Source organism: Microbacterium sp. CH12i, from assembly GCF_000685355.1.
Lineage (GTDB): Bacteria > Actinomycetota > Actinomycetes > Actinomycetales > Microbacteriaceae > Microbacterium.
On the sequence record NZ_JHET01000010.1, the window covers coordinates 53,797 to 76,076 of the forward strand.

Annotated in this window: 23 protein-coding genes; 10 read left to right on the top strand and 13 right to left on the bottom strand. The window is 63.5% G+C overall.

Going from position 1 to position 22,280, the window contains the following annotated elements; translation table 11 throughout:
• Window positions 1–155: 155 nt before the first annotated feature.
• The 3 genes from DC31_RS12375 to DC31_RS12385 are packed head-to-tail and all read right to left on the bottom strand — an operon-like array spanning window position 156 to window position 1,815.
• Window positions 156–596 carry a hypothetical protein gene (locus DC31_RS12375; RefSeq protein WP_036280590.1) on the bottom strand — a complete coding sequence of 147 codons (441 nt, stop codon included), beginning with the start codon at window positions 594–596 and terminating at the stop codon, window positions 156–158.
• A gap of 38 nt (window positions 597–634) precedes the next feature.
• The gene (locus DC31_RS12380; RefSeq protein ID WP_036280592.1) at window positions 635–1,357 is read right to left on the bottom strand and encodes a hypothetical protein; all 723 of its coding nucleotides are present in this window, start codon (window positions 1,355–1,357) and stop codon (window positions 635–637) included.
• Window positions 1,354–1,815 carry a hypothetical protein gene (locus DC31_RS12385; protein ID WP_036280594.1) on the bottom strand — a complete coding sequence of 154 codons (462 nt, stop codon included), beginning with the start codon at window positions 1,813–1,815 and terminating at the stop codon, window positions 1,354–1,356. Before DC31_RS12385 ends, DC31_RS12380 begins: the two co-directional genes overlap by 4 nt.
• A gap of 69 nt (window positions 1,816–1,884) precedes the next feature.
• Here DC31_RS12385 and DC31_RS12390 point away from each other — a divergent pair, with 69 nt between their 5' ends.
• Window positions 1,885–2,145 carry a hypothetical protein gene (locus tag DC31_RS12390; protein WP_036280596.1) on the top strand — a complete coding sequence of 87 codons (261 nt, stop codon included), beginning with the start codon at window positions 1,885–1,887 and terminating at the stop codon, window positions 2,143–2,145.
• A 30-nt stretch (window positions 2,146–2,175) separates the two neighbouring features.
• On the opposite strand, the gene DC31_RS12395 is transcribed toward DC31_RS12390, so the two are convergent.
• Window positions 2,176–4,476 carry a LuxR C-terminal-related transcriptional regulator gene (locus DC31_RS12395; RefSeq protein WP_081813838.1) on the bottom strand — a complete coding sequence of 767 codons (2,301 nt, stop codon included), beginning with the start codon at window positions 4,474–4,476 and terminating at the stop codon, window positions 2,176–2,178.
• 47 nt (window positions 4,477–4,523) lie between these two features.
• On the opposite strand from DC31_RS12395, the gene DC31_RS12400 reads away from it, so the two are divergent.
• Window positions 4,524–5,888 (top strand): MFS transporter, encoded by a 1,365-nt coding sequence (locus tag DC31_RS12400; protein WP_036280599.1) that lies wholly within the window; start codon window positions 4,524–4,526, stop codon window positions 5,886–5,888.
• A 149-nt stretch (window positions 5,889–6,037) separates the two neighbouring features.
• Here DC31_RS12400 and DC31_RS20005 read toward each other — a convergent pair whose 3' ends face one another.
• Together DC31_RS20005 and DC31_RS20315 are read right to left on the bottom strand one after the other, a co-directional pair.
• Window positions 6,038–6,169: a hypothetical protein gene (locus DC31_RS20005; RefSeq protein WP_268748244.1), complete on the bottom strand. Its 132-nt coding sequence runs from the start codon at window positions 6,167–6,169 to the stop codon at window positions 6,038–6,040.
• Complete coding sequence (locus DC31_RS20315; RefSeq protein ID WP_152545427.1) at window positions 6,126–6,512, bottom strand: HNH endonuclease signature motif containing protein; 387 nt, start codon at window positions 6,510–6,512, stop codon at window positions 6,126–6,128. The genes DC31_RS20005 and DC31_RS20315 overlap by 44 nt, the downstream gene beginning before the upstream one ends.
• Window positions 6,513–6,624: 112 nt before the next feature.
• On the opposite strand from DC31_RS20315, the gene DC31_RS18200 reads away from it, so the two are divergent.
• Complete coding sequence (locus tag DC31_RS18200; protein WP_152545428.1) at window positions 6,625–6,846, top strand: hypothetical protein; 222 nt, start codon at window positions 6,625–6,627, stop codon at window positions 6,844–6,846.
• A gap of 44 nt (window positions 6,847–6,890) precedes the next feature.
• Here DC31_RS18200 and DC31_RS12415 read toward each other — a convergent pair whose 3' ends face one another.
• The 4 genes from DC31_RS12415 to DC31_RS19630 form a co-directional block, all read right to left on the bottom strand.
• The gene (locus DC31_RS12415) at window positions 6,891–8,858 is read right to left on the bottom strand and encodes a hypothetical protein (protein ID WP_036280605.1); all 1,968 of its coding nucleotides are present in this window, start codon (window positions 8,856–8,858) and stop codon (window positions 6,891–6,893) included.
• Window positions 8,859–9,145: 287 nt separating this feature from the next.
• Window positions 9,146–9,715, bottom strand: coding sequence for an isopeptide-forming domain-containing fimbrial protein (locus DC31_RS19620; RefSeq protein ID WP_442921904.1), 570 nt, complete (start codon window positions 9,713–9,715; stop codon window positions 9,146–9,148).
• On the bottom strand, window positions 9,598–12,741 hold the full coding sequence (locus DC31_RS19625; protein WP_235201492.1) for a DUF7927 domain-containing protein: 3,144 nt from the start codon (window positions 12,739–12,741) through the stop codon (window positions 9,598–9,600). Before DC31_RS19625 ends, DC31_RS19620 begins: the two co-directional genes overlap by 118 nt.
• The gene (locus DC31_RS19630; protein ID WP_235201493.1) at window positions 12,738–14,330 is read right to left on the bottom strand and encodes a DUF7927 domain-containing protein; all 1,593 of its coding nucleotides are present in this window, start codon (window positions 14,328–14,330) and stop codon (window positions 12,738–12,740) included. The genes DC31_RS19625 and DC31_RS19630 overlap by 4 nt, the downstream gene beginning before the upstream one ends.
• Before the next feature lie 265 nt (window positions 14,331–14,595).
• On the opposite strand from DC31_RS19630, the gene DC31_RS12425 reads away from it, so the two are divergent.
• The 3 genes from DC31_RS12425 to DC31_RS12430 are packed head-to-tail and all read left to right on the top strand — an operon-like array spanning window position 14,596 to window position 15,550.
• A complete protein-coding gene (locus DC31_RS12425) occupies window positions 14,596–14,997 on the top strand; it encodes a DUF6941 family protein (RefSeq protein WP_036280607.1) in 402 nt (133 codons plus the stop codon).
• Window positions 14,994–15,236, top strand: a complete 243-nt coding sequence (locus DC31_RS20605) for a DUF4258 domain-containing protein (RefSeq protein WP_152545429.1) — start codon at window positions 14,994–14,996, stop codon at window positions 15,234–15,236. Before DC31_RS12425 ends, DC31_RS20605 begins: the two co-directional genes overlap by 4 nt.
• Window positions 15,233–15,550, top strand: a complete 318-nt coding sequence (locus DC31_RS12430; protein ID WP_036280609.1) for a DUF2283 domain-containing protein — start codon at window positions 15,233–15,235, stop codon at window positions 15,548–15,550. The genes DC31_RS20605 and DC31_RS12430 overlap by 4 nt, the downstream gene beginning before the upstream one ends.
• Window positions 15,551–15,928: 378 nt before the next feature.
• Here DC31_RS12430 and DC31_RS12435 read toward each other — a convergent pair whose 3' ends face one another.
• From DC31_RS12435 to DC31_RS12445, 3 genes are all read right to left on the bottom strand, one after another.
• Window positions 15,929–16,225 carry a DUF7882 family protein gene (locus DC31_RS12435; protein ID WP_036280611.1) on the bottom strand — a complete coding sequence of 99 codons (297 nt, stop codon included), beginning with the start codon at window positions 16,223–16,225 and terminating at the stop codon, window positions 15,929–15,931.
• A gap of 317 nt (window positions 16,226–16,542) precedes the next feature.
• A complete protein-coding gene (locus tag DC31_RS12440) occupies window positions 16,543–16,863 on the bottom strand; it encodes a hypothetical protein (protein ID WP_036280612.1) in 321 nt (106 codons plus the stop codon).
• 381 nt (window positions 16,864–17,244) lie between these two features.
• The gene (locus DC31_RS12445; RefSeq protein WP_051606895.1) at window positions 17,245–17,913 is read right to left on the bottom strand and encodes a CPBP family intramembrane glutamic endopeptidase; all 669 of its coding nucleotides are present in this window, start codon (window positions 17,911–17,913) and stop codon (window positions 17,245–17,247) included.
• A 165-nt stretch (window positions 17,914–18,078) separates the two neighbouring features.
• On the opposite strand from DC31_RS12445, the gene DC31_RS12450 reads away from it, so the two are divergent.
• From DC31_RS12450 to DC31_RS20325, 4 genes are all read left to right on the top strand, one after another.
• Window positions 18,079–19,608, top strand: a complete 1,530-nt coding sequence (locus tag DC31_RS12450; RefSeq protein WP_081813840.1) for a polysaccharide biosynthesis tyrosine autokinase — start codon at window positions 18,079–18,081, stop codon at window positions 19,606–19,608.
• 198 nt (window positions 19,609–19,806) lie between these two features.
• Window positions 19,807–20,535, top strand: coding sequence for a hypothetical protein (locus DC31_RS12455; RefSeq protein WP_036280614.1), 729 nt, complete (start codon window positions 19,807–19,809; stop codon window positions 20,533–20,535).
• 181 nt (window positions 20,536–20,716) lie between these two features.
• Entirely contained in the window at window positions 20,717–21,235 is a 519-nt protein-coding gene (locus DC31_RS20320; RefSeq protein ID WP_327036864.1) for a hypothetical protein, read from the top strand.
• Window positions 21,236–21,277: 42 nt separating this feature from the next.
• A complete protein-coding gene (locus tag DC31_RS20325) occupies window positions 21,278–22,177 on the top strand; it encodes a sugar transferase (protein ID WP_327036865.1) in 900 nt (299 codons plus the stop codon).
• The last annotated feature ends 103 nt before the right edge of the window (window positions 22,178–22,280 follow it).

Consider the following 22,280-nt stretch of genomic DNA (forward strand, 5'->3'; position numbering starts at 1 on the left):
GGGCCAGGCGAATCGCCCCTGCCCGGTCTGACACATCGAGTTTGCGGTAGAGAGTCCGCAACTGGGACTTGAGCCGACTGGTGAGGATTGGACTCGCGTGACGCGCATGATGATGCCGCATCCCGAACGTGAGCTCGTCGAGGCCGACGGCTGCGTCATCCGTCGCGAAGAGCGCCAGATGAGCTCCCGCGTTCCAGATGCACAAGGGCGCTGGCGATGTTCCAGCCGACACCGTAGAGAGAGCGTGACCAGGCGTCGGACTCTTCGACGGGGACCGAGCCGAGAAGCTTCTGCGCGACCGGCATTTCTCCCTGGACGGCATGCGCGTAGGCGAGAAGACTCTGACCGTGGCGCTTTCGCCCGGGGTGTTCGTCCTCGTCGAGGACGTGCCCGATGGTGATGGCGGTTTCGGTTCTTCCCGCGAGAATGTTGGTGATCAACACTTGCTGAAGCCCGACGTAAGCGGACGCCCCAAGTCGTGCTCGATATTCCGTACCCATCGCGGCGATCTGGTCAGCGATGTCGTCTCCGACGGTTGCTGCGTCTTCATGTTGCCGGGTAGCTCGAAGGCCGCTGAACCGCGCGAGCGTGACCATGAGTCGCTCCGATGGATTGGGGGCGGGAGTGCGAGCATTCAATCTCCGGATTCCGACTTCAACCAAGCGCTTAAGTCGGCGCGACGGGCGCGCTCGCTCTCGCTGAGCATCACCGCAAAACAGATGGCAAGGGTGCCATGCTCTTCCAACCGGCTGAGCGGCACTGCGTTGAGCGGCTGGATCACCTCTGAGTTGCGATGCTGGCTGAGCTCAGAGAAGTTCCGCGCGAAGAATGGCCAGACATCGTCCTCCCGCTCGGCCGCGAGAAGCAGTCGAATGACGTCGACGGGGTCGCCCCATGCGGACAGATGAGACGCTGCGAAGCTGCGTGCCCGACGAATACCGACACCGTCGATCTCGATGAGCGCCTGCCGGGTCAGGGATGCCGCAACAAGTGCGTGAAAGGCGAAGAGCTTTCGACCGCCTCTGCTGTAAACGCGGCCAAGCCCTTCTCGCTCGAAGCTTCGTACCACGGACCAGACATCGTCTCGACCGGTGAGGGCGACCGCGAGAGGACCGTCGACCTCGGGAGCAAGCGCAACGAGATGCGCAACCTGCTCGTGCGCGGCGTCGGCAAATGTCGGCAATAGCTCCCGGGTTGCGAAAGCACTGACGGCACCGACGATCTCGGCCCTATCAGCGCTGTTGCCGCCACTTCTTCGGTTACGAAGCGCAGTGAGAGCGAGGCGCGTCGCGAGGGCGTGCCCGTGGGTGACATCGTGAAGCAGGTGGAGCTCCTCAAGGTCGAGACCATCAGTCACGTTGGGCGCCAGCTGGGCGACTTCGTCAAAGGTGAACGCAAGTTCACTGGAACCGATGACACCGACGCGAGCCGAGAGGCAAGAAGAGGATCCTCGAGCCGGGTGCGAGAGCGGGTCGTTGCGACCAGATCGAGCATGGGCGCCCGCTCGAGTACCCACGTCAGCTCAGCCTGGGCATGGTCTTCAAGCAGATGGAGATCGTCGAGGATGACCCGCACTCGACCGTCGAAGGCGAACAACGCCTCGACGAGCAGACCCGGCACCATTGACACATCGACGCTGCCGCCAAGGAACGCCGTCAACTGATCGGGCTCAGTCGAGCGACGTTGCGCCACGAGAGACGTGACGACACGGTGCCAAAACGATGCACGCGTGCTGATGTTCTCATCCAGTGCTATCCAGATAGTTGGCACGTTTTCCTGGCGCTGTTGCACCCACAAGGCCACGGTGAACTTCACCTGCAGAATCCTGTGGTCGGAGCGTCGAACGACGGCGGGCTAGGATGACGCTCATGAGGGGGTCGCGGCGTGCTCGTCCAGTGGTGGTCGCTGCTCGACATCAGGTTGGACGACCCGGACGATATCCGGCTGGCGTCCAGTTCCGCAGCATTCAACGCGGTGGCGGAGAAGTTCGCCCCCACCCGCCCGTCGGCGAGCATCGGGTGGGCGCCAGTCGCGGCCGTGGGCTACGAGTTCGAAACTCTGGTCAACGCGGCCTCCCATGCGGCGGAGACGGCGTACGCGAAGGGCGGCGACAGATGGGAACGCGTCCACCGCGCCGCCGAGTAAGCGTCGGCTGACGACGCGCGCGATGACACTTCACCGTCCGGATCCGCTGAGCAGCCCCTGCCCGACGGCGATGGCCAGCACCTCTTCGCGCGAGGTGGCGCCGAGCTTGCGATAGAGCGTCCTACGCTGTGACTTCACGGTGTTCACCGAGACGTGCAATCGTTCGGCGATGGCGTTCACGCTCGCCGTGTCGACCAGCGCACGCAGGATGATCCACTCCCGCTCCGTGAGACGTGGCGTCGGCTCTCCTATGCCGGCCGCAGGCGGCTCCCACGACGTGACCTCCCCGAACAGGTCTCTGTCCTCTGCGGGGACCAGCAGGAACGGCGTTTTAAGACCGTGCGCATCGGCCACTGCACGCGATCGACGAGCGGCGACCGCGGCGTCGGCTGGGCGCCCGAGCCGTCGCAGGCCGATCGCCTCGAGCACGGCGATGCTCGCTCGCACTTCAGGCCCGTCGGCTGAAATCGCAGCCAGTATCCGCAGCGCCCGGTCGTACCGGCCGCCGAACATCTCAGCCCGTGCCACGCCGACAGCCACCTGCGGAAGATCCCCGGGCCGCGCGGTGAGCACGGCTGCCGCCGACAGCTCACCGAATGCCAGCGCCAGTGACGACTCGGTCAAGTCGAGAAGCCTTGCTTGAGACCGCGGCATCCGCGTGCCGCGCCTGCGTCGCAGCGACCGGAACCGCTCTAGCCCCTCGCCGGCCTGCCCGCGGCAGATGTCGATCATCGCGCGCAGGTGCGCGAGCAGGGGCCAGTGCTCAATCGTGTCGATGATGTGCCACACGCTGTCCAGCGCCGCGTCGGCGTCGTCGAGCTGGTCGTTCTCCAGATAGATCTTGGCCTGCGCGATGCGCAGCAGGGCGCCCTGGTACTCGTTCAGTATGCTGATCGACCAGGGCGACTTGAGCGCGGTGTCGACCCAGTCCTGGCCGGCGGTGAGGTCTCCGGAGAGAGCATGAATCGTCGCGACCCCGCCGAACGAGATCAGCTGAAGACCGGGGCGCTCTGCCGTCGCGTGGGCACGTTCGAATTCCGCGACTGCTTCGATGGCCTGCCCGCCGTACATGAGGCTGATGGCGGAATGGGTGTGGATGTCGCCGAGCAGTCCCTCGATCGCCTGATGCTCGTCGGCCGGGAGTTCGTCGACGATCCGCGCCGCTGCGCGGGCGGCTTTCACACCGCCATCACCGATGCCGAGCAGTCGTTGCAGTACCGATTCGATCACGCGCAGCAGCGCCCGCTCCGCCGATCCGGCGGGTGCACTGCGCGCCCCAACGAGTGCAATGCCCATGAACTCGATCGCGCGCAGTCTGTGCTCGTTTCGCGCGTTATGGATGACGGCCAGCGCCATGGCAGTGATCGGCCAGCGTCGCAGCTCCCAGGGGTGGATGCTGCGAAGCAAAGCCCTGATCGATGGCCCATGCATCCGCAACAGCATCATCCCGCCACCCCGGAGGGCGGCGTCGACCACGGAGAGCGCCCCGGATGCCGCGCCTTCGACGAGCGCGCCGAACCAGGCGCTCTGCGCCAGCAGGACCCGACCTGCCTGCTCGCGGACCTCCTGCGCATCGTCGGCCGGGTGGGCCTTCAGCGTTGCCGCTCGAACGGGGGCGGTCAGCAGGAACAGCGGGTGACCGGCATCCGCCATCCACTCCCCCAGCCCTTCGCTCTCTACACGCGCGATGAAGTCGGGCGGGCCGCCGAGATTGGCGACGAGTTCATGGGTCAGCACTTGCGGAATGGCGAATCGCGCATGCTGCGGCTGCAGGCCGCCGGGTCGCAGCTCAGCGAGAACCTCGTTCACGAGCGCAGGGCGCACGGTCTTGAGCTGCGCGACGGCGCGCACGGCGGCCGGGAGCCCGCCGGTGACGAGCTGGACGGCAGCCGACTCCAGATGCGAGCTGAGGGCGGCGAGGTATTCCGACGTCTCGAGCGCGGTGAACGACAGCCCGTGGACGAACTCGGCCTCTTCGCCCGCCGGCACGGCCCGGTGGCTGTGCGCAGCGGCGCGAATGAGCAGCTGCGGCCGGGCCCGACGAAGGTCGTGGATCTGCTCCCAGTCCAAGGTATCCAGGGCGTCGGCATCGTCGAGGATGAGAACATCACCCGGAGCATCCGGAATCGAACCCGACCACGCCCAGGTCACATCCTCGTACTGCGCCGACCACTGCGCCGCCCACTGCCGCAGCAGCGTCGTCGCCCCGGATCCGACCGGACCGACGAGGACGACGAGGCGAGCGGGCGACGACAGTGCGTCGATGAGCCGTCGGCGCTCCAGCACCGTGGAGGAAGACAGGCCCGACACCATCGACCCCATCTCACGCATCCTCTCACTCTAGCTAGAGTGATCAGCTGGACGATGGAGGGGTTCGGATGCCTGCGAACAAAGCGAGCGCCGCGAACAAGGCGAACAACTCGACCCGTGCGGAGCGGCGATCCGTCTATCTGCTGGCGGCCGTGAACCTCGTCACCCTTGGCTCGCTGACAGCACCGGTCGTGGCGGGCATCCCGCTGAAGATCGCCGCGCTGCTCCCCGAAGAGCACCGTGCCACCGCGCTCGCGACCGTACTGACGCTCGGCGGACTTGCCGCGCTACTCGCGAATCCTTTCTTCGGAGCGCTCTCCGATCGCACGCGCGGCCGGTTCGGCAGGCGCAGGCCATGGATGCTGGGCGGCACGGTCGCCGGATTCATCAGCGTCGCAGCGCTCGCCGGGGCCGACTCTCTTCCGGCGATCATCGTCGGCTGGGTGTGCACTCAGACCGCATTCAACGCGACACTCGCCGCCGCGGCCGCGCTGCTAGCCGATAGTGTGCCGGAGACCAGGCGGGCCGCAGCGGCCGGCGTGTTCACCGCAGCGGCCTTCGTCGGCACGCTTCCCCCGCTCGTGCTGACAGCGCTCCTCCCGCGGCACGTCGAACTGGTGTCGCTCGTGATGCCGCTGATCGCCTTCGTCGTGGTCGGACTCGCGATGACGGTCCCCGACAGAGCGGCGAGCGCACTGCCCGCGCCTCGCCGCGACATCGGGGCGGCATCCGTCTCCTCGCCCTTCCCGAAGGAGTTCGCTGCCGTCTGGCTGCAGCGGCTCGCGATGCAGTCGGCCTTCTCGCTCGCCTCGGCGTTCACCATCTACCTGATCATCGACCGCATGACTCACGATCCCGTCGCTGCGACCCCTGTTGCGATGGTCGCCACGCTCGCCGGAGGCACGGGCATCGTTCTCGGTGCCGCCGTGGGCGGGGCGTGGGCTTCGCGTCTTCAGCGTCATCTGCCATTTCTCGTGTGCGGTGCGCTGGGTCTGGCCGCCGGTGCGTCTTTGCGCTCGATCGCGGATGCACCGCTCTTGCTCTGGGCGGCGGCGAGCATGGGCGGACTCGCCGTCGGCATCTACCTCGCCGTGAATCTGGCTCTGGCGATGCGCGTCATCCCCGCCGGTCGCGCGGGCACCTATCTCGGAGTGCTCAATATTGCCGAGACGATTCCGCAGGTGCTCGCGCCGGTGGCGGCTGCCGCCCTGCTGCACGTCGGTCACGGCGATCCGGTCTCTGGCGCGACCGACAACTACCTGATGCTGTATCTCTGCGCTGCGGTGGTCGCGCTGCTGAGCCTCGCCACCCTTCCGGCGTTACGCCGCGCGGCCCGCGGCACCGCGACATCGCAACCCGTTCGATCGCCGCCGGATGAGGTCAGTCGCACGCTGAACCGAACGCACCTCGACGGAGACAAAAGCGCACGATAGTTGCGGCTTCGACTCGCGGAGACCCGCGCTGAGCGAGCGAAGCGAGTCGAAGTGTCGCTCAACCCGTTTCGTCGCAGTCGCTGCGCTCCTTTGCTCAACGCCCCGCCCACGGTCGCAGCAGCAACCGCACCTAAGTACCTCTTTTAGTTTTAGTCAATCTGCGCGAGCAGCGACTGGATGACGCCGGCGATGGATGCTTCCACGCGCAGCGCTCCGCCCTCATACGGCGGGCTGAGGTCAGGCGGCGGGCCGAAATCGTCTGGGTGGCGGGTCGATCCCACCGAACGCGTAGCTGAGCACTGTTCGTGGTCGCATGACGAACGTCTCCCCTGACGGGTGGTGGAGGACGAAGTCGTCCTTCCCGCGACGGGTGATCCACCACTTGCCGTGGTGGAGCGTCATGTGGTGATACCGGCACAGCAGTATTCCTCGGTCGATATCCGTGCGTCCCTTATCCTTGGCCCATTCGTCGATGTGGTGCGCTTCACAGTACGACGCCGGCCGATCGCATCCTTTCCACCGGCATCCACCGTCGCGGATCGCGAGCGCGATGCGCTGTCTAGAGGTGAACAGGCGCTGCTCCCGCACGAATCGACGGTGACCAGCACGAATCCGCTGTCGCACATGCGCTGCTCTGCGACCACGCTAGACACCGAGACCAGGTGGTCTTCGCTGTGAGCGACGGGTGCGGCGCTGCCGTGATATTCGGAAAGTTGAACATCGGCCAGGAATGAGCATGAGCCGCCGTACTGAACTGCGGGATACGCCCTCAGGCTGTCTTCGCGTCTACCGCGCCGAAGAATCTTTCGACATCAGTGGGGCTCACTTGGCTAACCTTGCCTATGAAATCGTGTACTTCCTCGAGCGTCGTGTCTACGGCGACGATATAACCGAGGCCGTCAAAGCCGAGATTCACCTGGGCAGGAAACTCATCGACGCGCTTGTGCATCAGAGATGACGTAACCCGAGCCTTACGACGTGCGCCCCGCCTGATGGCCATCACTATTCCCCTGCCCTTTCGTTGATAGTACTACGGTATCTTCGTCCTCGCCCGATGAACAAAAGCCCCGTCGCGAGTGCGTGAAGCATAGTCATAGCCATGAGGAGCATCCAATCAGGGTGGTACACAAGGAGCTGCGCGCTAAGTTCCCAAGTCGGCAGACTCACACCGCTCATCGTGAACGCAGACATCGTCACGAGAAGTGCGACAATGAGCGCGAGAGTCGCGACGAGCATGAAGGTCGACGCAGACATGATTCGCAATGAGTCCACGGTCAGCCGGGACAGGAGCCATCCGGCCAGCAGCGCTGGGGCGGCAAGGATCACCGTCGTCCAGACGGAGCTACCACCGGATGTGTTCGCGAACAGCAATGGGTAAAAATACCCGACTGCGCAGGTGAGTGTCGTCGTCCATGCAGAAAGTGCGAGCGTGGGCCCGAGCAGCCCGGGCGGGCGCTCCCTGATTCTCAGATAGAACTGTGGAGTCGTCGATCGGGCAGACCCACCTGTGATGCCGTCTCTCCGATAGTTTCGCCAGTACAGATGCGTCTGGCCATCCCCTCGAAGTGAAGCTACCTGGATCAATTCTGACGAAGGTTCGACCGCCGCACGATCCCGTTCAGCGCGCGCTCCTGGCACGATCACACTAGCTTCCTCGACGTAGGTGTTCGCAACAGTCGTCACATCAAGGTGATAGCTGTTCGCCTCGGCAATCCTGTGTAGATCGATCTTGTACTCTGCCGGACCGATCCCGACCAGCCGACGTATGTGGTTCACAACCCCGATGACCCTCTCGCCGTACGGTTCCGTATACGAGACGCTGATCCTGCGCGTCGAGCCGCATCCTTCCGGCACTACAGCGAAGATGATGTCACTGGAAAGCGCGATCTCTGCCAGCGCGACGAGCCATGGCTCTGCCGGTTGGGGCGCGAGTGAACGCAACACGTCGTCGCATACCGCCAACCATTGACCGCGTATGCGCTCCTCGAGCGGCACATCGCTGACTATCGCCTGACCGGCTCGCGCCGCGAACTGCAACAGGAGTTGCTTCTGTTCATCGGACGCATCATTGGCTGCCTGGACGACCAGCTGTTGAAGCATCCGCACCAGCAGTCCGCGACTCATGCTGGTCGGGACCGTACGCGCCGGTTTGCCATCGATCTGCACAGAAAGCGCACCGACCAGCTTGGCCTTGGGAATTCGAAGGATCGGAATGAGCACCAGATGCCGTAGTGCTGGGTGCCCTTCGACGGTACGAGCAACCGTGACGGTCGCGCGTTCATCCCCGAGTTCGCGTCGTTCTGAGACACGGGTGAAGATGGTATCCGGTGCAACGACAGCGTTGATGACGGAGCTCAGCGCATCACCGACGTTCTCGACCAAGACGGGAGGTTGCTCAGCCTTCTTCCGACGAAACAGGTTCCATCTACTTGCGTGCACGACGCCGAGAGGCGTGTCGAGTTGCACATTCTCAATGAGATCTTCGAGCTGCGCGTATGCGGACAGCGAAAGCGCTCTATGTGAATGATCGAGAAAAGCCATCATCTCTGGGTTCGCTGCCAGAGCCGTTTTCGCCAGATCCTCGTCGAACGGGCTCTGCCCGCCTGGTTCGAACAGAGAGGACTTTGAAGCGGAGATGACGGTGTCATCTCCAGCTCGTTTCCGAGCGATCTCAAGACTGGCGTCGGTCACGAGCGAGCGGAGGATGACGCACGCGGCGAACACGCCACCGAGAATCACCAATAGCCAGAACGGCACATCGCCGACGATCACAGGGGCGAAGCCAACCGCCGCGGGAGGCGGGGCCGCTTGCCAGAAACGAGAGAATCCGAGCAGGCCGAAGACGACCAGGCACGACAGTGCAAGCCCGGACAGACACGTTCGCACAACTTGACGATGCGCACGTAGGAGCATCACATACCGATACCAGAGGTCGCGGGGCGGTCTCTGGTCGTGCTTCTTCGCAGGCATGACCGAATGCTATCCGACCACTCGAGACGTCTCACCGAGCTTCCGGTAGAGAGTTCGACGCTGCGACTTCACTGTGTTCCTCTCCATCACTCGGGTCATGTCCGAAGACGAGCCTCACTCCGCCTGAGGCGAGTGCCGGGAATAATGCGCAACTCTTCCCGGATCGGGAAATCGTCCAGGCTGTCTCTGCACCGTGTCGTCTTCCGTCGTGCGGCCCACGACGAGCACAATACGGAGACGGGCGCCGCATCCTCTCAGATGCGACGCCCGTCTTCCGCGCAGGGGGACTACGCGGTCTTTGTGCGGCGACGCAGCAACATCAGCGCTCCACCGCTGATCAGCAGCAGCACGCTGAGCACCAGAATCCACGGGGCGAGCTGTCCGCCGGTGATGGCCAGCGGAGTTAGCACAGAATGCTCGGTCTCGCTCGGCGGAGGCGTGATTGTCTGGCCGCCCGGAGGCGTCGCCGAGGTGGTGGCCACGTTCGCCAGCGTCTCACCGGCGGCGTCCGCGTTCACGGTCACCGAGTAGGTGATCGTGACGGTCGCGCCCTCGGCGAGACTCCCGGTCCAGGTCAGCTCCGTACCATCGAGGATCGGAGCGGCAACCACATGGTCTCCGACCTTCACCACGACGTCGTCGTTGAACTTGGCATACGGCAGCACCTGGCTGAGATCATCGGTGATGACGACCTCGTCCAGTCCGGTCTCGCCGGTGTTCACACCGGTGAGGGTGTAGGTCACGACGCTGCCAGTGGCGATTGCGGTGCCGGATGCCGGGTTCGAAGACTTCTCGAACTCGAAGCCGGGGGTGCCGACCGGGTGCTCAGTGGTCGCCGGCGGAGGCGTGAGTTCCACGCCGCCCGGAGGCACTGCGACACCGCTGACGGTGTTCTCCAGCAGCGAGCCGCCGCGTCGCCGTTCACGGTCACCGAGTAGGTGATCGTGACGCGCTCGCCGATTTCGAGGGCTCCACTCCAGAAGAGCTCGCCGTCGGCAGCGGTGGGTACGCCCCCGATGCTTGCGGCAGCGTCATCGTTGTAGACGGCGTTCTCCAGTACAGCGGAGAGGTCGTCGACGATGCTCACCTGTTCGAGCGCGGTCTCGCCGGTGTTGATGCCGGTCACCGTGTAGGTGATGACGCTACCCGGGTCGACGCGCGTGCCGGATGCCGGATCCGCCGCCTTGGTGAGAGCGAAGCCCGGCTGATTGACCGGATGTTCGGTGGTCGCCGGAGGCGTCTCGATCGGCGGCACGCCACCCGGAGGGGTCGCGCTGCCGGTCACGCTGTTCTCGAGCACTGCTCCGCCGGCGTCGCCATTCACGGTCACCGAGTAGGTGATCGTGACGGTCTGGCCGACCTCGAGAGCCCCGGTCCAAGAGAGTGCGTCGCCGTCGACGGCGGGTGCCGCAGCATCCGTCGCGTTGATGGTCGCAACGGCGTCGCTGTTGTACGCGGCGTGCGCGAGCACACCGGACAGGTCGTCGACGAGCTTCACCGGGTCGAGCGCTGTCTCACCGGTGTTCACGCCGGTCACCGTGTAGGTGATGACGCTGCCCGGGTCGACTGCGGCCCCAGCGACCGGTGCAGCGCTCTTCGAGAGCGAGAATCCGGGCTGGTTGACCGGGGTGTTCGTCTCGCCGGGCGGAGGCGTGATCTCCTCGCCGCCGGGAGGTGCGGCTGTACCCGTCGCCGAGTTCTGCAGCACCTCGCCCACAGCATCCGGTCCGACCGTCACCGAGTAAGTGACCGTGACGCCCTCGCCGACCTGCAGCGCACCCGACCAGGTGAGAGCGTCGCCGTCGATGGCGGGGGATGCAGCATCCGCGCCGTTGATCGTCGCCGCAGCATCGCCGTTGTAGGTGGCGAACTCGAGAACGCCCGAGAGGTCATCAGCGATGTCGACCGGGTTCAGGGCCGTCTCACCGGTGTTGGTGCCGGTGAGCGTGTAGGTGAGCACCTGGCCGGGGTCGACTGCGGTGCCCGAGGTGGGGTCGACCGACTTCGAGAAGGTGAAGCCGGGCTCGTTGACCGGGTGCTCGGTGGTCACCGTCGGTGGCACCACGGGGGTGCCGGGTGTCGTCGGGCTCTCGGGGTCGCTCGGGTCTTCCGGCAGCAGCGGGGTCGCTGAGCCGGTCACAGAGTTCGCGATGATCTCGCCACCAGCATCGGCATCGATGGTCACCGAGTAGGTGATCACGACATCGTCGCCGGGTGCGAGCTCACCGGTCCAGGTGAGAGCGTTGCCGGTTACCTCAACGCTACCGACGGATGCTGCGGCGTTGTCGTTGTAGCTCGCGTGGACGAGTAGACCGGCGAGGTTGTCCGAGATCGACGCGGGGTCAAGGACGGTGTCACCGGTGTTGGTACCGGTCACGGTGTACTCGATGACGCTGCCAGGGTCGACGCTGGTTCCGGTGACCGGATCCGCCGTCTTGGTGATCTCGAAGCCAGGGTTGACCACGGGGTGCTCGGTCGTCGCCGGCGGCGGCGTCACGGGATCACCCGGAGTTGTCGGGCTCTCGGGGTCGGTCGGATCCTCGGGGATCAGCGGGGTCGCAACACCCGTGACGGTGTTGCGCAGCAGCACCCCGGTGGCGCCGTCGTTCACGGTCACGGTGTAGGTGATCGTGACGTCGTAACCAGGGGCGAGGGCGCCAGTCCAGCTCAGTGTCGTCCCCACGACCTGAGCTGAGCCGACGGTCGCTGCGACGTCGCCGTTGTACTGAGCGCTGCTCAGCACAGCCGACAGGTCGTCGCTGATCGAGGCCGGCTCGAGCACGGTGTTTCCCGTGTTCGTGCCCGTTACCGTGTAGCTGATCGTGTCACCGGCGCGCACGGCGGTGCCCGATGCCGGGTCAGCCGACTTGGCGACCTCGAAGCCCGTCTCCACGACCGGGTGCATGGTCTCGGCCGGCGGCGGAGTGATCGGCGTACCCGGAGTTGTCGGGCCGTCCGGATCGGTCGGGTCGGTCGGGATCTGCGGTGTCGCCTCACCTGTTGCGATGTTGTGCAGCAGTGCGCTGGTGACGCCCTGGTTCACGGTGACGCTGTAGGTGATGGTCACCGACTGGCCCTGCGGGATCGAGCCGGTCCATGTGAGGGTCTCGTCGACGAGCTTGACGTCGCCACGGGTGGATGTGAGGTCGTCGTTGAAATCGGCGTTGTCGAGCACCGACGACAGGTCGTCGATGATCTGAGCCGGGGTGAGTTCCGTGTCTCCGGTGTTCGTGCCGGTGATCGTGTACTCGATCGTGTCACCAGATTCGACTGCCGTTCCGGATGCCGGGTCGGCGGTCTTGCTGATCGTGAAGCCCGACCCGATCACGGGGTGCTCGGTCGTGATCGTCGGGGGAACGATCGGCTCGCCGGGGATCTGCGGGCCGCTCGGGTCTGCAGGGTCAGTGGTGGTCGGAGTCGCCGAGCCGGAGACCGTGTTGCTGAGGATCTGTCCGGAGGTGCCTTCATCGACGGTCACCGAGTAGGTGATCGTCACTGTCTGGCCGGCCTCGAGCGCGCCGGTCCAGGCGAGGTCGTTCTCCGAGATCGTCGCTGCACCCGAGGTGACCTCGGTGCCGTTGAGCGTGGTGGTGATGTCGTTGTTGTATTCGGCGTAGGCGAGAACGCCGGCCAGGTTGTCGGCGATCGTCGCCGGGTTCAGGGTCGTGGCGCCGGTGTTAGTGCCGGTGACGGTGTATTCGATGGTGTCGCCGGGTTCGACGACGGTGCCGGATGCCGGGTCGGCGGTCTTGGTGATTTCGAAGCCGGCGACGGGGTTCTCGGTCGTCACGGCCGGAGGGGTGACGGGATCGAACGGCCCGGGAGGGGTGCCGGAGGCCGTGACGCTGTTGGCGATCGCCTCGCCCTCGACGTCGTCGTTCACGATGACCGAGTAGGTGATGGTGACGATCTGACCGGGCGCGAGAGCACCAGCCAGGCGAGGTCTGTGTCGGTGATGGCGGCGGCGCCCGAGGTGACCTCGGTGCGATCGATCTGGGTGGTGACGTCATCCTGATACTCGGCGTGCGAGAAGACGTCGATGAGGTCGTCAGAGACCGTGACGGGGTTGAGCAACGTGTTGCCGGTGTTCTCCGCTTCGACCGTGTAGGTGATCGTCTGTCCTGCGGTGACGGCGGTGCCGTTCGCGGGGTCTGCGGTCTTTCGCAGATCGAGTGCAGGAGTGAGCTTGTCGTTCGTGAAGGTGCAGACGACCTCGGTGCCGAGGTTGCCTTGGGGTTGGGTGACCTGGTTCGATGCGTTCACCGAAACGGGTGTCGTCGATCCGTCGGAGTTCAGCTGCACACAGACGAGCGATGCCGCGTAACGGTCCAGGTCGGTCGTGCCGGATGCTGATTCAGAGAGGCTGAAGGTGTCGCCCTGGTTCGTGAATACGGGGCCCGCGTAGTCAGGCTGCACGCCGAATGCGTTGCCCGCGGTGGTGGCGTTCGTCTGCGCGACCTGGTAGGCGCTCGGCGAGTCGACGCGGAGTCCGAACTGATCGGAGTCCGCGTGGCGGCCGGCTGGAACGTCCTTCTTCAGGGTGAGGGTATTCGGGAAGGTACAGCTCGACATGTCGGTCGGCGAGAAGTTGCCGAGACTCGTCGAGTTGATCGTCGAACCGCGCGCAAGGTCGACTTCGATGATGCGGCTGCCGCCATTCGATGCCGAGACGAAGATGTGGCCCATGTTGCCGAAGGCGATGCCGTTACCCTCGACGCCGGAACCCATGTCGTGCACCTGCTTGGCGTCGATCGTGGCGGTGCTCTGGGTGAGCGTCAAGGGGATGTCTGCGGAGTAGATGTACCGGTCAGCGACGAGCACGAGCTGGCCCGAGGCGCTGAACGCCATGTCACCGTTCGCACCGAAGTTGCTGCTGCCGCTCGTCGGACGAAGCGTGCCGACTTGAACATAGGTCTGCGGCGTGGTGCTCTCGTTCCACGCGTAAAGGTTGATGGTGTTGTTGGCGGTGCTGCTCGCGAAGTAGTAGACGCCGGTGGTGGGATGCACCGCACCGCGCAACACCGCGGAGTTGAGCGAGAAATCTAACTGAGTAGTCTCATCGGTCACGCGATCATGCTTCGCGAGCGTCTTGCTTGAGGACGTGTTCGTCACCGTATACGCGAACTGGCCGCCCGCCGAGATACCGAGACCGTTGTCCGAGTGGTCCGATCCGAAGTTCGTGGTGCCGAGGGTGCCGCCGTTTCCGGAAGCGCCGCCATTCACGTTGATCGCGAACTCTCGCACCTGTGTGGAACTCTGCACGTAGACCGCACCCGGGGTGCACTGGAACGGATCTGCGGCTGCTGCAGGTGCAGCCGTCACCGCGCCGGCGACGACGAGTGACGACGCGATGACCGCAACGCTCGCCAGGCTGCCAACGACCTTCTTCAGGCCGTGGCGCCAGCGGTCACCTTTCGCGACGTGTTGATGCTCTGGCGGTAAGTGGTGCTCTTGGGCAACACGAAATCTCACGACTGCTCTCCCCTAGGTTATTGACCGGTGGCACATGCACACACGGACGGCTCCCAAAACACGCAGGCAGGACTATGTCGTCGACGCATCGTCGGGTAAGCGACGCACCGCCGCGGTCTGGGGCCTCAGTCAGACTCGTTGTTGGGATGCCCGGAGACGAGTGGAATGCGAAGATTTCACCCCGGACTTCATCCCGCGGTAGTCCGCGGAGCCTCGAATGTGGGGGAAAGCGCATTGACGAGCTTGACACCGATACACTCGCGACATGGCTGAACTGGACTACGCGTACCTCGCCGATTTCGTGAGCCTGCAGGAGGGGAAGCTGACAGCCGTGGGTGCGAGCTTCACCTTTGCGGCTGTTCCTTCGATGCCCATCCAGATGATGCTTGGCGTTGCAGGTCGTGTGCGGGCACATGTCATCGAGGGCCCCGTGCCAATCGAAGTCAAGATCACTCCGCCGGACGATTCCTTTGCAATGTCAGTCAATGGTGACCTGCAGCCCGGACCCCATGCCCGGCCATACGGCGATGGGATGGTGGGGTTGCTGTTTGCTATCAATACGCAGTTGCCGGTGGATCGCCCCGGTCTCTACACTTTTGATATCTTGATTCAAGGCACCCATGCTCGACGTCTCGCGTTCGAGATCGAGCTCGCCGAAGCCCCGTGATCCTTCAGCCAACTTCTCATTTTCGCCGCCGCATGCAGCAGCGAAATGTCAGTGATGCGGAGTTGAATGAAGCACTGACAAACATTGTCAAGACATCCAGCACGCCTGAAGATTCAACGTGTATCGTCGGTAAGACGAAGGCTGGTCGAATCCTCAAGATCTGGATCGTTGGAACTACGTTCGCCTCCCACCGGAGTCTGGGTCTTGAAAAGTATCGCTGGGAAGGGAGAGTGAGATGACTAGAAAATTCGTTGTAGAGGTTGACACAACCGCCGACGCCGCATACATCTCCATGTCTGATGAGGCTGTCGCTGAGACAGTGCAAGTAACCGATGATGTGCTCGTTGACTTTGACGAGTTCAGGATCGTGGCTGGGATCGAGCTTCTTCGAATCGACGCGGATATACCTTTTCAGAAGCTAATCGATGATTGCCACGTACACAGTGACGACGTCGAAACGCTCCGTAAGCTTCGTCCTAGCATCGGACACCACTTTCGGAGTTCCTCCGAGGGCACAACTCGCGTCGTCCAAGGCGCGTTGACTTCCGCCTGACTAAGAACGATGAAAGACCCCGCCGCTCCTGATCTTGAGGCCAGGAGCGGCGGGGTTTTTTGCGCTCCCAACACCTGCCTTCCACGAGCAGATGACCTTGGTCGACGACCTCGAGCAGAGTTGCGGCCGGGCTTTCGATCACCTGATCGGGCCCCGGCGGCCAGACCTATTACTGGTGGAGCAACCGTCCCGTAAATGAGCAGGCGCTGGACCTCGCCGAGCAAGGTGCACTGGTCTCGGGCGACTTCGCTGCTGATCGGATCGCCCCTTGGCGCATGCCGGAACGGGCGGCCCAGGTGATTCGCTCTACTGGGCAATCTTGGCAGAAAGTCCAGTTACGAACTCCCCCTCGGGGGTCGGTTCTTCGTCCGTTGCTTTTCACCCAAGTTGGTCGAGCACGAGCTCTCCGCGGGCATTGAGGTTTTCCATCATGGTTTCGATCCGCTTCGGATCGATCGCGGGCATCCTCGAGTCGTCGAACGCGATGACCAGCGGGATGGCCGGGTGCATCCAAACCGTGAGACGTCCGGCAGGTTCCTTATCCTCGGGCAGCCACGTCATCATGAAGCTCTCGTGGCGGCGCAGCTTCGTCCCGATCACGATCTTCAGGTGCGCCAGGGTTCCGTCATCGACCTCAATCGCTGGACGAGAGCTGTTGTACTCGAGTTTTCCCATGAATGAACACTACGCGGCTCTGAGACCCACAGAAGTTCCCAGTCCGCCGCCCCAGCAAAGGGTGAGGAGAGTGGCGGCTTTCGCGGATCCTGATGGCCTGCACGGGCAACATCTGCTCCCCCACGCGTGGTTGATGTTCGCCTCCCCGGAGTAGAGCTCGAGCCGGGATTGCAGTTTTCTGGGATCGATGAGGTCGGATCGAATCAAGGCTGCGATGAGCCTTGCGGGAGTGTGGCGGTGCCCGGGCTGGCCGAATCGATGTGCACTCGTCAGCGTCCGTCAGCCGGTGGGCTTCGAGGATGAGCAATCGAAGCTGGCTACGCCGCACTGAGCACGCCGTCGACGAGGCCGTCGCGCTCGCGGGAGGAGAGGACGTTTTGGAAAACACTCGAGTTTCGCATCTGCCGACTCAGTTCGTCGTCCCCGAGCATGTGCTCTCGGATACCACGGAGGTCCCCGTTGCTCAGTAGGCTCACCCAGCGATCAACCGCGTCGCGTGCACTCCCTCGCGAGTTCTCCCTCACCTTTTGAGCGTTCAGGAGGGCGCGGTTGATCACATAGACGGGTTCCGCCGTGAGTTGCTCAGCGATTCGCCGATGAAGCGCTGCCGCGATCTCGTCACTGCGATTCGTGGACATCTCGCCCCCTTCCTGACCGAGCACTCCATCGCATCTGTCAGGTGGAAATCGAGGCACGACGGCTCTCGGCAGTGCAGGCCTCGATAACTAGGGTCAGGCGTAATCTCGCGTGCAGCGACGATCAGCGCGGAATGCTGCGCGCCCGGTTGGAGTCAGATCCTCGCGCCGCCGAACTCAGCTTTCGCGTTCGAGTGTTGAACTAGGTACCTGCTGGCCACCGTGCAGACAACGCGGAATCGGTGTCATGTCGATCGCGTCGACGCCGGTCCACCGCTTGTCACTCATGCCGCGATCTTAGATGAGACCGGCTAATAGGACTCGACGCGTCTTGGCGGCCGTGCGAACTGCCCGCGACGCTGACCAATCCTGCAACCGATGGGCTCAGCCGAGCAGCGTCCCCGCAACCATCAACAGCACGCCCGTGCCGTTAAAGAAGATGTGCAGCAGCACAGCAGGCCAGATCCGGCCGGTGAACACGACGAGCAGACCGCCCACGACGCTAAGGAGCATCAGGCTCACAGCAGCGTCTGGCGTGAGCGGCGACACGAGCTGGTGGGTGAGCATGAACAACCCCGCGGATGCTACGACCGAGACGAACCCGGCGATGCCGATGCTGCCCTGCTCGCCCCCGGCAAATCGACGCACGAGAGTAAAGATGCACACGAGCAGCAGGCCACGGAAGAAGAACTCTTCAATGACGGGCGCGACAACCACTCCCCCGATCAAGTCCTCGAGCCACCACAGAGTCGGCAGTTGTCCGCCCAGACTCGGGTAAGAAGGCAGTGCCCCCGATCCTCCGAAAGCGACGACGAGCCATCCCTGGACCACCCGCAGGATGCCAGCGAGAACGAACCCGTAGAGAAGGTCGACGCCCCGGAAGCGCAGGAGCCCTCGTGGGACCCCTCGCCGAAAGGCGAGTAGTACTGGCACGAGCATGCCGACCCACAGCGCCACGGTGCCGACAATGCCGCCGAGCCACGCGCCGAGCAGAATTCCTGCGCCCAGTCCGAGTGCCGCCCAGCCGATGAGATCGCTGCCCCACTTGTGCACAGAAGAGCCACCTCGCCACCAAGGGCGGTGGCGCCGCGCCCTGCGACGGGCTCGATCGGGTGTCACTGTGTCAGTAGGCATCGTGGTCAAGGTTACCCGGAGCACGGCAACGACAATTGGCTGTGCGACAATGAAGCCGCGTACCGAGAACATATGAGAGGCACCATGGAGCTCAGCGACTACATCCGCATCCTCCGCAAGAACTGGCTTGTGATCGTGGCAGCGACCCTGATCGGCCTGGCGGCTGCTGCGGGATACTCGCTCACTCGCACGCCAATCTATTCGGCACAGAGCGTCGTCTTTGTGCAGTCGCAAGCGGGCGGCACTGCGAGCGAACTGCAACAGGGCTCGAGCTTCGCACAGTCACGCATAGTGACATACGTCGGTCTCGTGCGCGAGCCTGTGGTGATGAACCCGGTGATCACCGAACTCGGTCTAGACGTCTCCGCTGATGTGCTGGCAGAGAGTGTCACGTCCTCAAGTCCACTCAACAGCACGCTCATCGAGATCACGGTGGAGGACCCGGATCCAGTCCACGCTGCCGACATCGCGAATGCCCTGGGGGCAAGCCTCGCCGCTGCCGTCGAGCGCATCGACACTCCGGCAGGCACGGATGTCAGCCCCATCAAACTCACGCGTGTACGCGACGCCCTCGCCGCTCAGGCGCCTGTGAGCCCTAACGTCCCGCTAAACCTCGCGTTGGGTGTGCTCGTCGGGCTTGCGTTGGGCGTGGGGATTGCGGTGTTGCGCAGCGTTCTCGATAATCGGGTGCGGTCGCCGCGCGATGTCGAGGCTCTGACTGATCGTCCGTTGATCGGTGCGATCCCATTTGATTCCAGGTCGAAAGATCGCCCACTTATCGTGCAGGATGACCCACAAAACCCTCGGTCTGAAGCATTCCGCGCGCTACGTACCAATCTGCAATTCCTTGAGATGGATGGTGGACACACTTTCGTGATCACATCCAGCATTCCGACGGAGGGAAAGACGACGACGACGATCAACCTCGCGATTGCTCTGGCCGACATGGGCAAGCGGGTCGCGCTGATCGATACGGACCTACGCAAGCCGAAAGTGGCTGAGTATCTGGGCATCGAGGGTGGCATCGGTCTCACCGATGTGATGATCGGGCGCGCCCGGGTGGCAGACGTGCTTTTGCCGTGGGGCAACCGTTCGCTGTTCGTCCTTCCGGCAGGAAAGATTCCGCCAAACCCGAGTGAGCTGCTGGGCTCTGATCGCATGCATAAATTGCTGGATGCTCTGGCGGAGGAGTTTGACGTCGTTCTGTGCGACGCACCGCCTCTTCTTCCCGTCACCGACGCCGCTGTGCTTTCGAGGGCGACTTCGGGGGCAATCATGGTCGTCGCCGTGGGCAAGACGACCACCCATCAGCTGGAGGGAGCTCTCGAAGCGCTGGAGACGGTCGGCTCGAAGGTCGCCGGCGTCGTACTAACCATGGTGCCCACGAGGGGCGCTGATGCCTACGCGTATGGGTACGGTTATGGCGGTTACGGCGACTATCAGACGGCGGCCACCACTACGCCGACGAAGAAGGCGACTGCGAAGAAGAGCCGAGCGGGAGCGAATGCGATGAAGTCGCCCACGGACATTGCCCCGCCGTCGGCGGGAGTGCGTCGTTCGGCGGCCGCCTCTGATGACCAGACAGCCTTCGACGATCTGCTCAAGCCTCGCTGAGGTCGCCGCATGGCACGACGAAAGGCGATGAGCGGCACACCCCGAAAGTGGCTCGTAAGTGGGATCGTTGTCGTACTTGCGATCGGGGCTGTGGCGCTAACGTTGCTGGCGCTAGATCACGTGAGGTCGACACCTGCAGACGGGGATGTTGCCCCAGTACCGACTTTCGCCCCACCCTCAGCGCCGAGCCCTGAGCCAATGCCATCCGAGACTCCTCTTCCCGCGCCGTCGTACGACCGCGCTCAAGAACGCTTTATCGCCGTTGGCACCGGAGTGATTTGGCGCGGTATCGCCGGAGAATGCGGCAGAGTCGCACCACTACTGGAGCGCTCAACTGACGACGGCGAGAACTGGGTCGATGTGACCCCGACCTATCTCGAAATCGGTGAACTCATCGCGTTGAACTCGTTCGCCGGCACAGAGGCTGAGATCGTGGCTTCCATGGGTGAGGCCTGCCGGGTCCAGGCGTTGCGCACATTCACTCAGGGGCAGTTCTGGGAGTCTTACCCAGACGTGCTCGCGAGCCTGCGTTACATCAATCCAGTAGATAGTGCCAGCATCGAACGGCCGATCGGCGCAGTCGCCGCGCCCTGTGCCGATGCCCGCGACCTCCACTCCGCTGGCGCTCAGCTTGCAATCTCCTGCGATGGCGTTACGTACCGACTCAACGACGACTCCTCCTGGTCCGCGCTCCCGGCGTCCAACGTCGCAGCCCTGGCCATTGCCGACAGTAGTATTGTCGTGGCGCACCTTTCTGACGTTTGTAACGGGCTAGCACTGACGCGCTACGCCGAAGCGGATGGGACATCTGGAGACGAAGTAGGCTGCGTTTCGATTGCAGATGTAAGCGCACCCGTGACGATCGCTACTTCCGGCGATGGAGTGCTCGTGTGGTCTGGCGATGAGTGGAAGATTACGTCCCCTTGACTCACGAAACCTGCTAGAAGGAAGTGTCTGGTAATGTCCGCGTCGGGGAGCCGTTTGGGAAAGCCGTGAAGGAACCACTGTGACGTCGACGAAAAGGATCGACGCGACGACGACGTCGCAGCTGCAAGAGGCCACCATTACCTCAGCTGATGGGTCGCGCCCACCTACTGCGCCTATCCCCTTGCCTGGAGCCACTAAGCACAGTGCCTTCGATTGGCGCAAGCGATACGCCCGGAACCTATGGCTCACCGATCTGCTTGTTCTCATCTGGGTCGTCTGTGGCACTCAGATTGTCTGGCTGGGTTTCGGCGACGTCCCGCTGTCGACCGACAACTTCTTTGGGCTATCGAACGTGTCGTACTGGCTGTTTTCCGCCGCGCTGATCATCCTGTGGACATGGTCGCTTGGTCTGATCGATTCGCGCAGTCACCGAGTGATCGGTACGGGCACGACCGAGTACGTACGCGTCACCCGCGCCAGCTTCTCTCTTTTCGGCGCCATCGCGATCGTGGCGTTCCTCACCAGAATCGATATCGCCCGCGGCTACCTGCTGATCAGCCTCCCCATCGGCGTCATCCTTCTCGTATACGTCCGGTGGCTGTGGCGCCAGTGGCTTGTCTCGAACCGACGCGTCGGCACCTACTCCGCTCGTGCCCTTTTTGGTCGGTTCAGAGACCGCGATCGCCAATATCGCCCGTGAACTTGAGCGCGCCCCGGACGCCGGGTACAAGGTGGTCGGTGCGTGTACTCCGACAGGAAGATCGCAGGCACGGTTCCCGGTACGGAGATTCCTGCGATGGGCTCTGTGTCCGCGATCGAACGAGCAATCGTTGCGACCGGCGCGGACACCGTGATTGTCGCAAGCAGTGGAGATTTGCCGCCTGGCGGGGTGAAGCAGATTTCATGGGCGCTCGAAGCCGGACGCCAGCACCTCGTTTTGGCGCCAAACATCACTGATATTGCGGGACCTCGCATCCATACCCGCCCGGTTTCCGGCCTTCCTCTGATTCACGTCGAAACGCCGCGGTTCAGTGCAGGGCAACGCTTCTCCAAGCGCCTTACCGACATTCTGGGCTCGCTGGTGCTGATCGCCCTAGCGTCTCCCGTGCTGCTGGCAGTGACGATCGCTGTGAAGGCAACGAGTCCAGGGCCCCTGCTCTTTAAGCAAGAGCGCATCGGATTTAAGGGCGAACCGTTCCACATGCTGAAGTTCCGCTCTATGCGTGTGGGCGCTGACAAGGAACTCAAGGCGCTACTCGAAGCCCAAGGCACGAGCGAACAGCCACTTTTCAAGGTGAAAGACGACCCCCGCATCACGCGGGTGGGCAAGTTTATTCGCAGGTACTCGCTGGACGAGCTCCCTCAGTTTTTCAACGTGTTCGGCGGATCGATGAGCCTGGTCGGCCCGCGGCCGCAGATCGCTGCAGAAGTCGCGCTGTATACGGACACCGCCCGACGCCGATTGCTTGCAAGACCGGGAATCACTGGGCTTTGGCAGGTGAGCGGCCGTTCGACCATGAGTTGGGAAGATACGGTCCGTCTCGACCTCTACTACGTGGAGAATTGGTCGCTACTCGGGGATATTGGAATCCTACTTAAGACTTTCAAGGCGGTACTCATGCCGGGGGAGACTGCGCATTGAGGTTCCCACCCGCCAAAGAACCCGACGCACAGGATCTAAGACCCCAGCCTCAGTTAGTCCACGCGAGCCCACACAACGATGATCTAGATCGATCCCGTTTCAA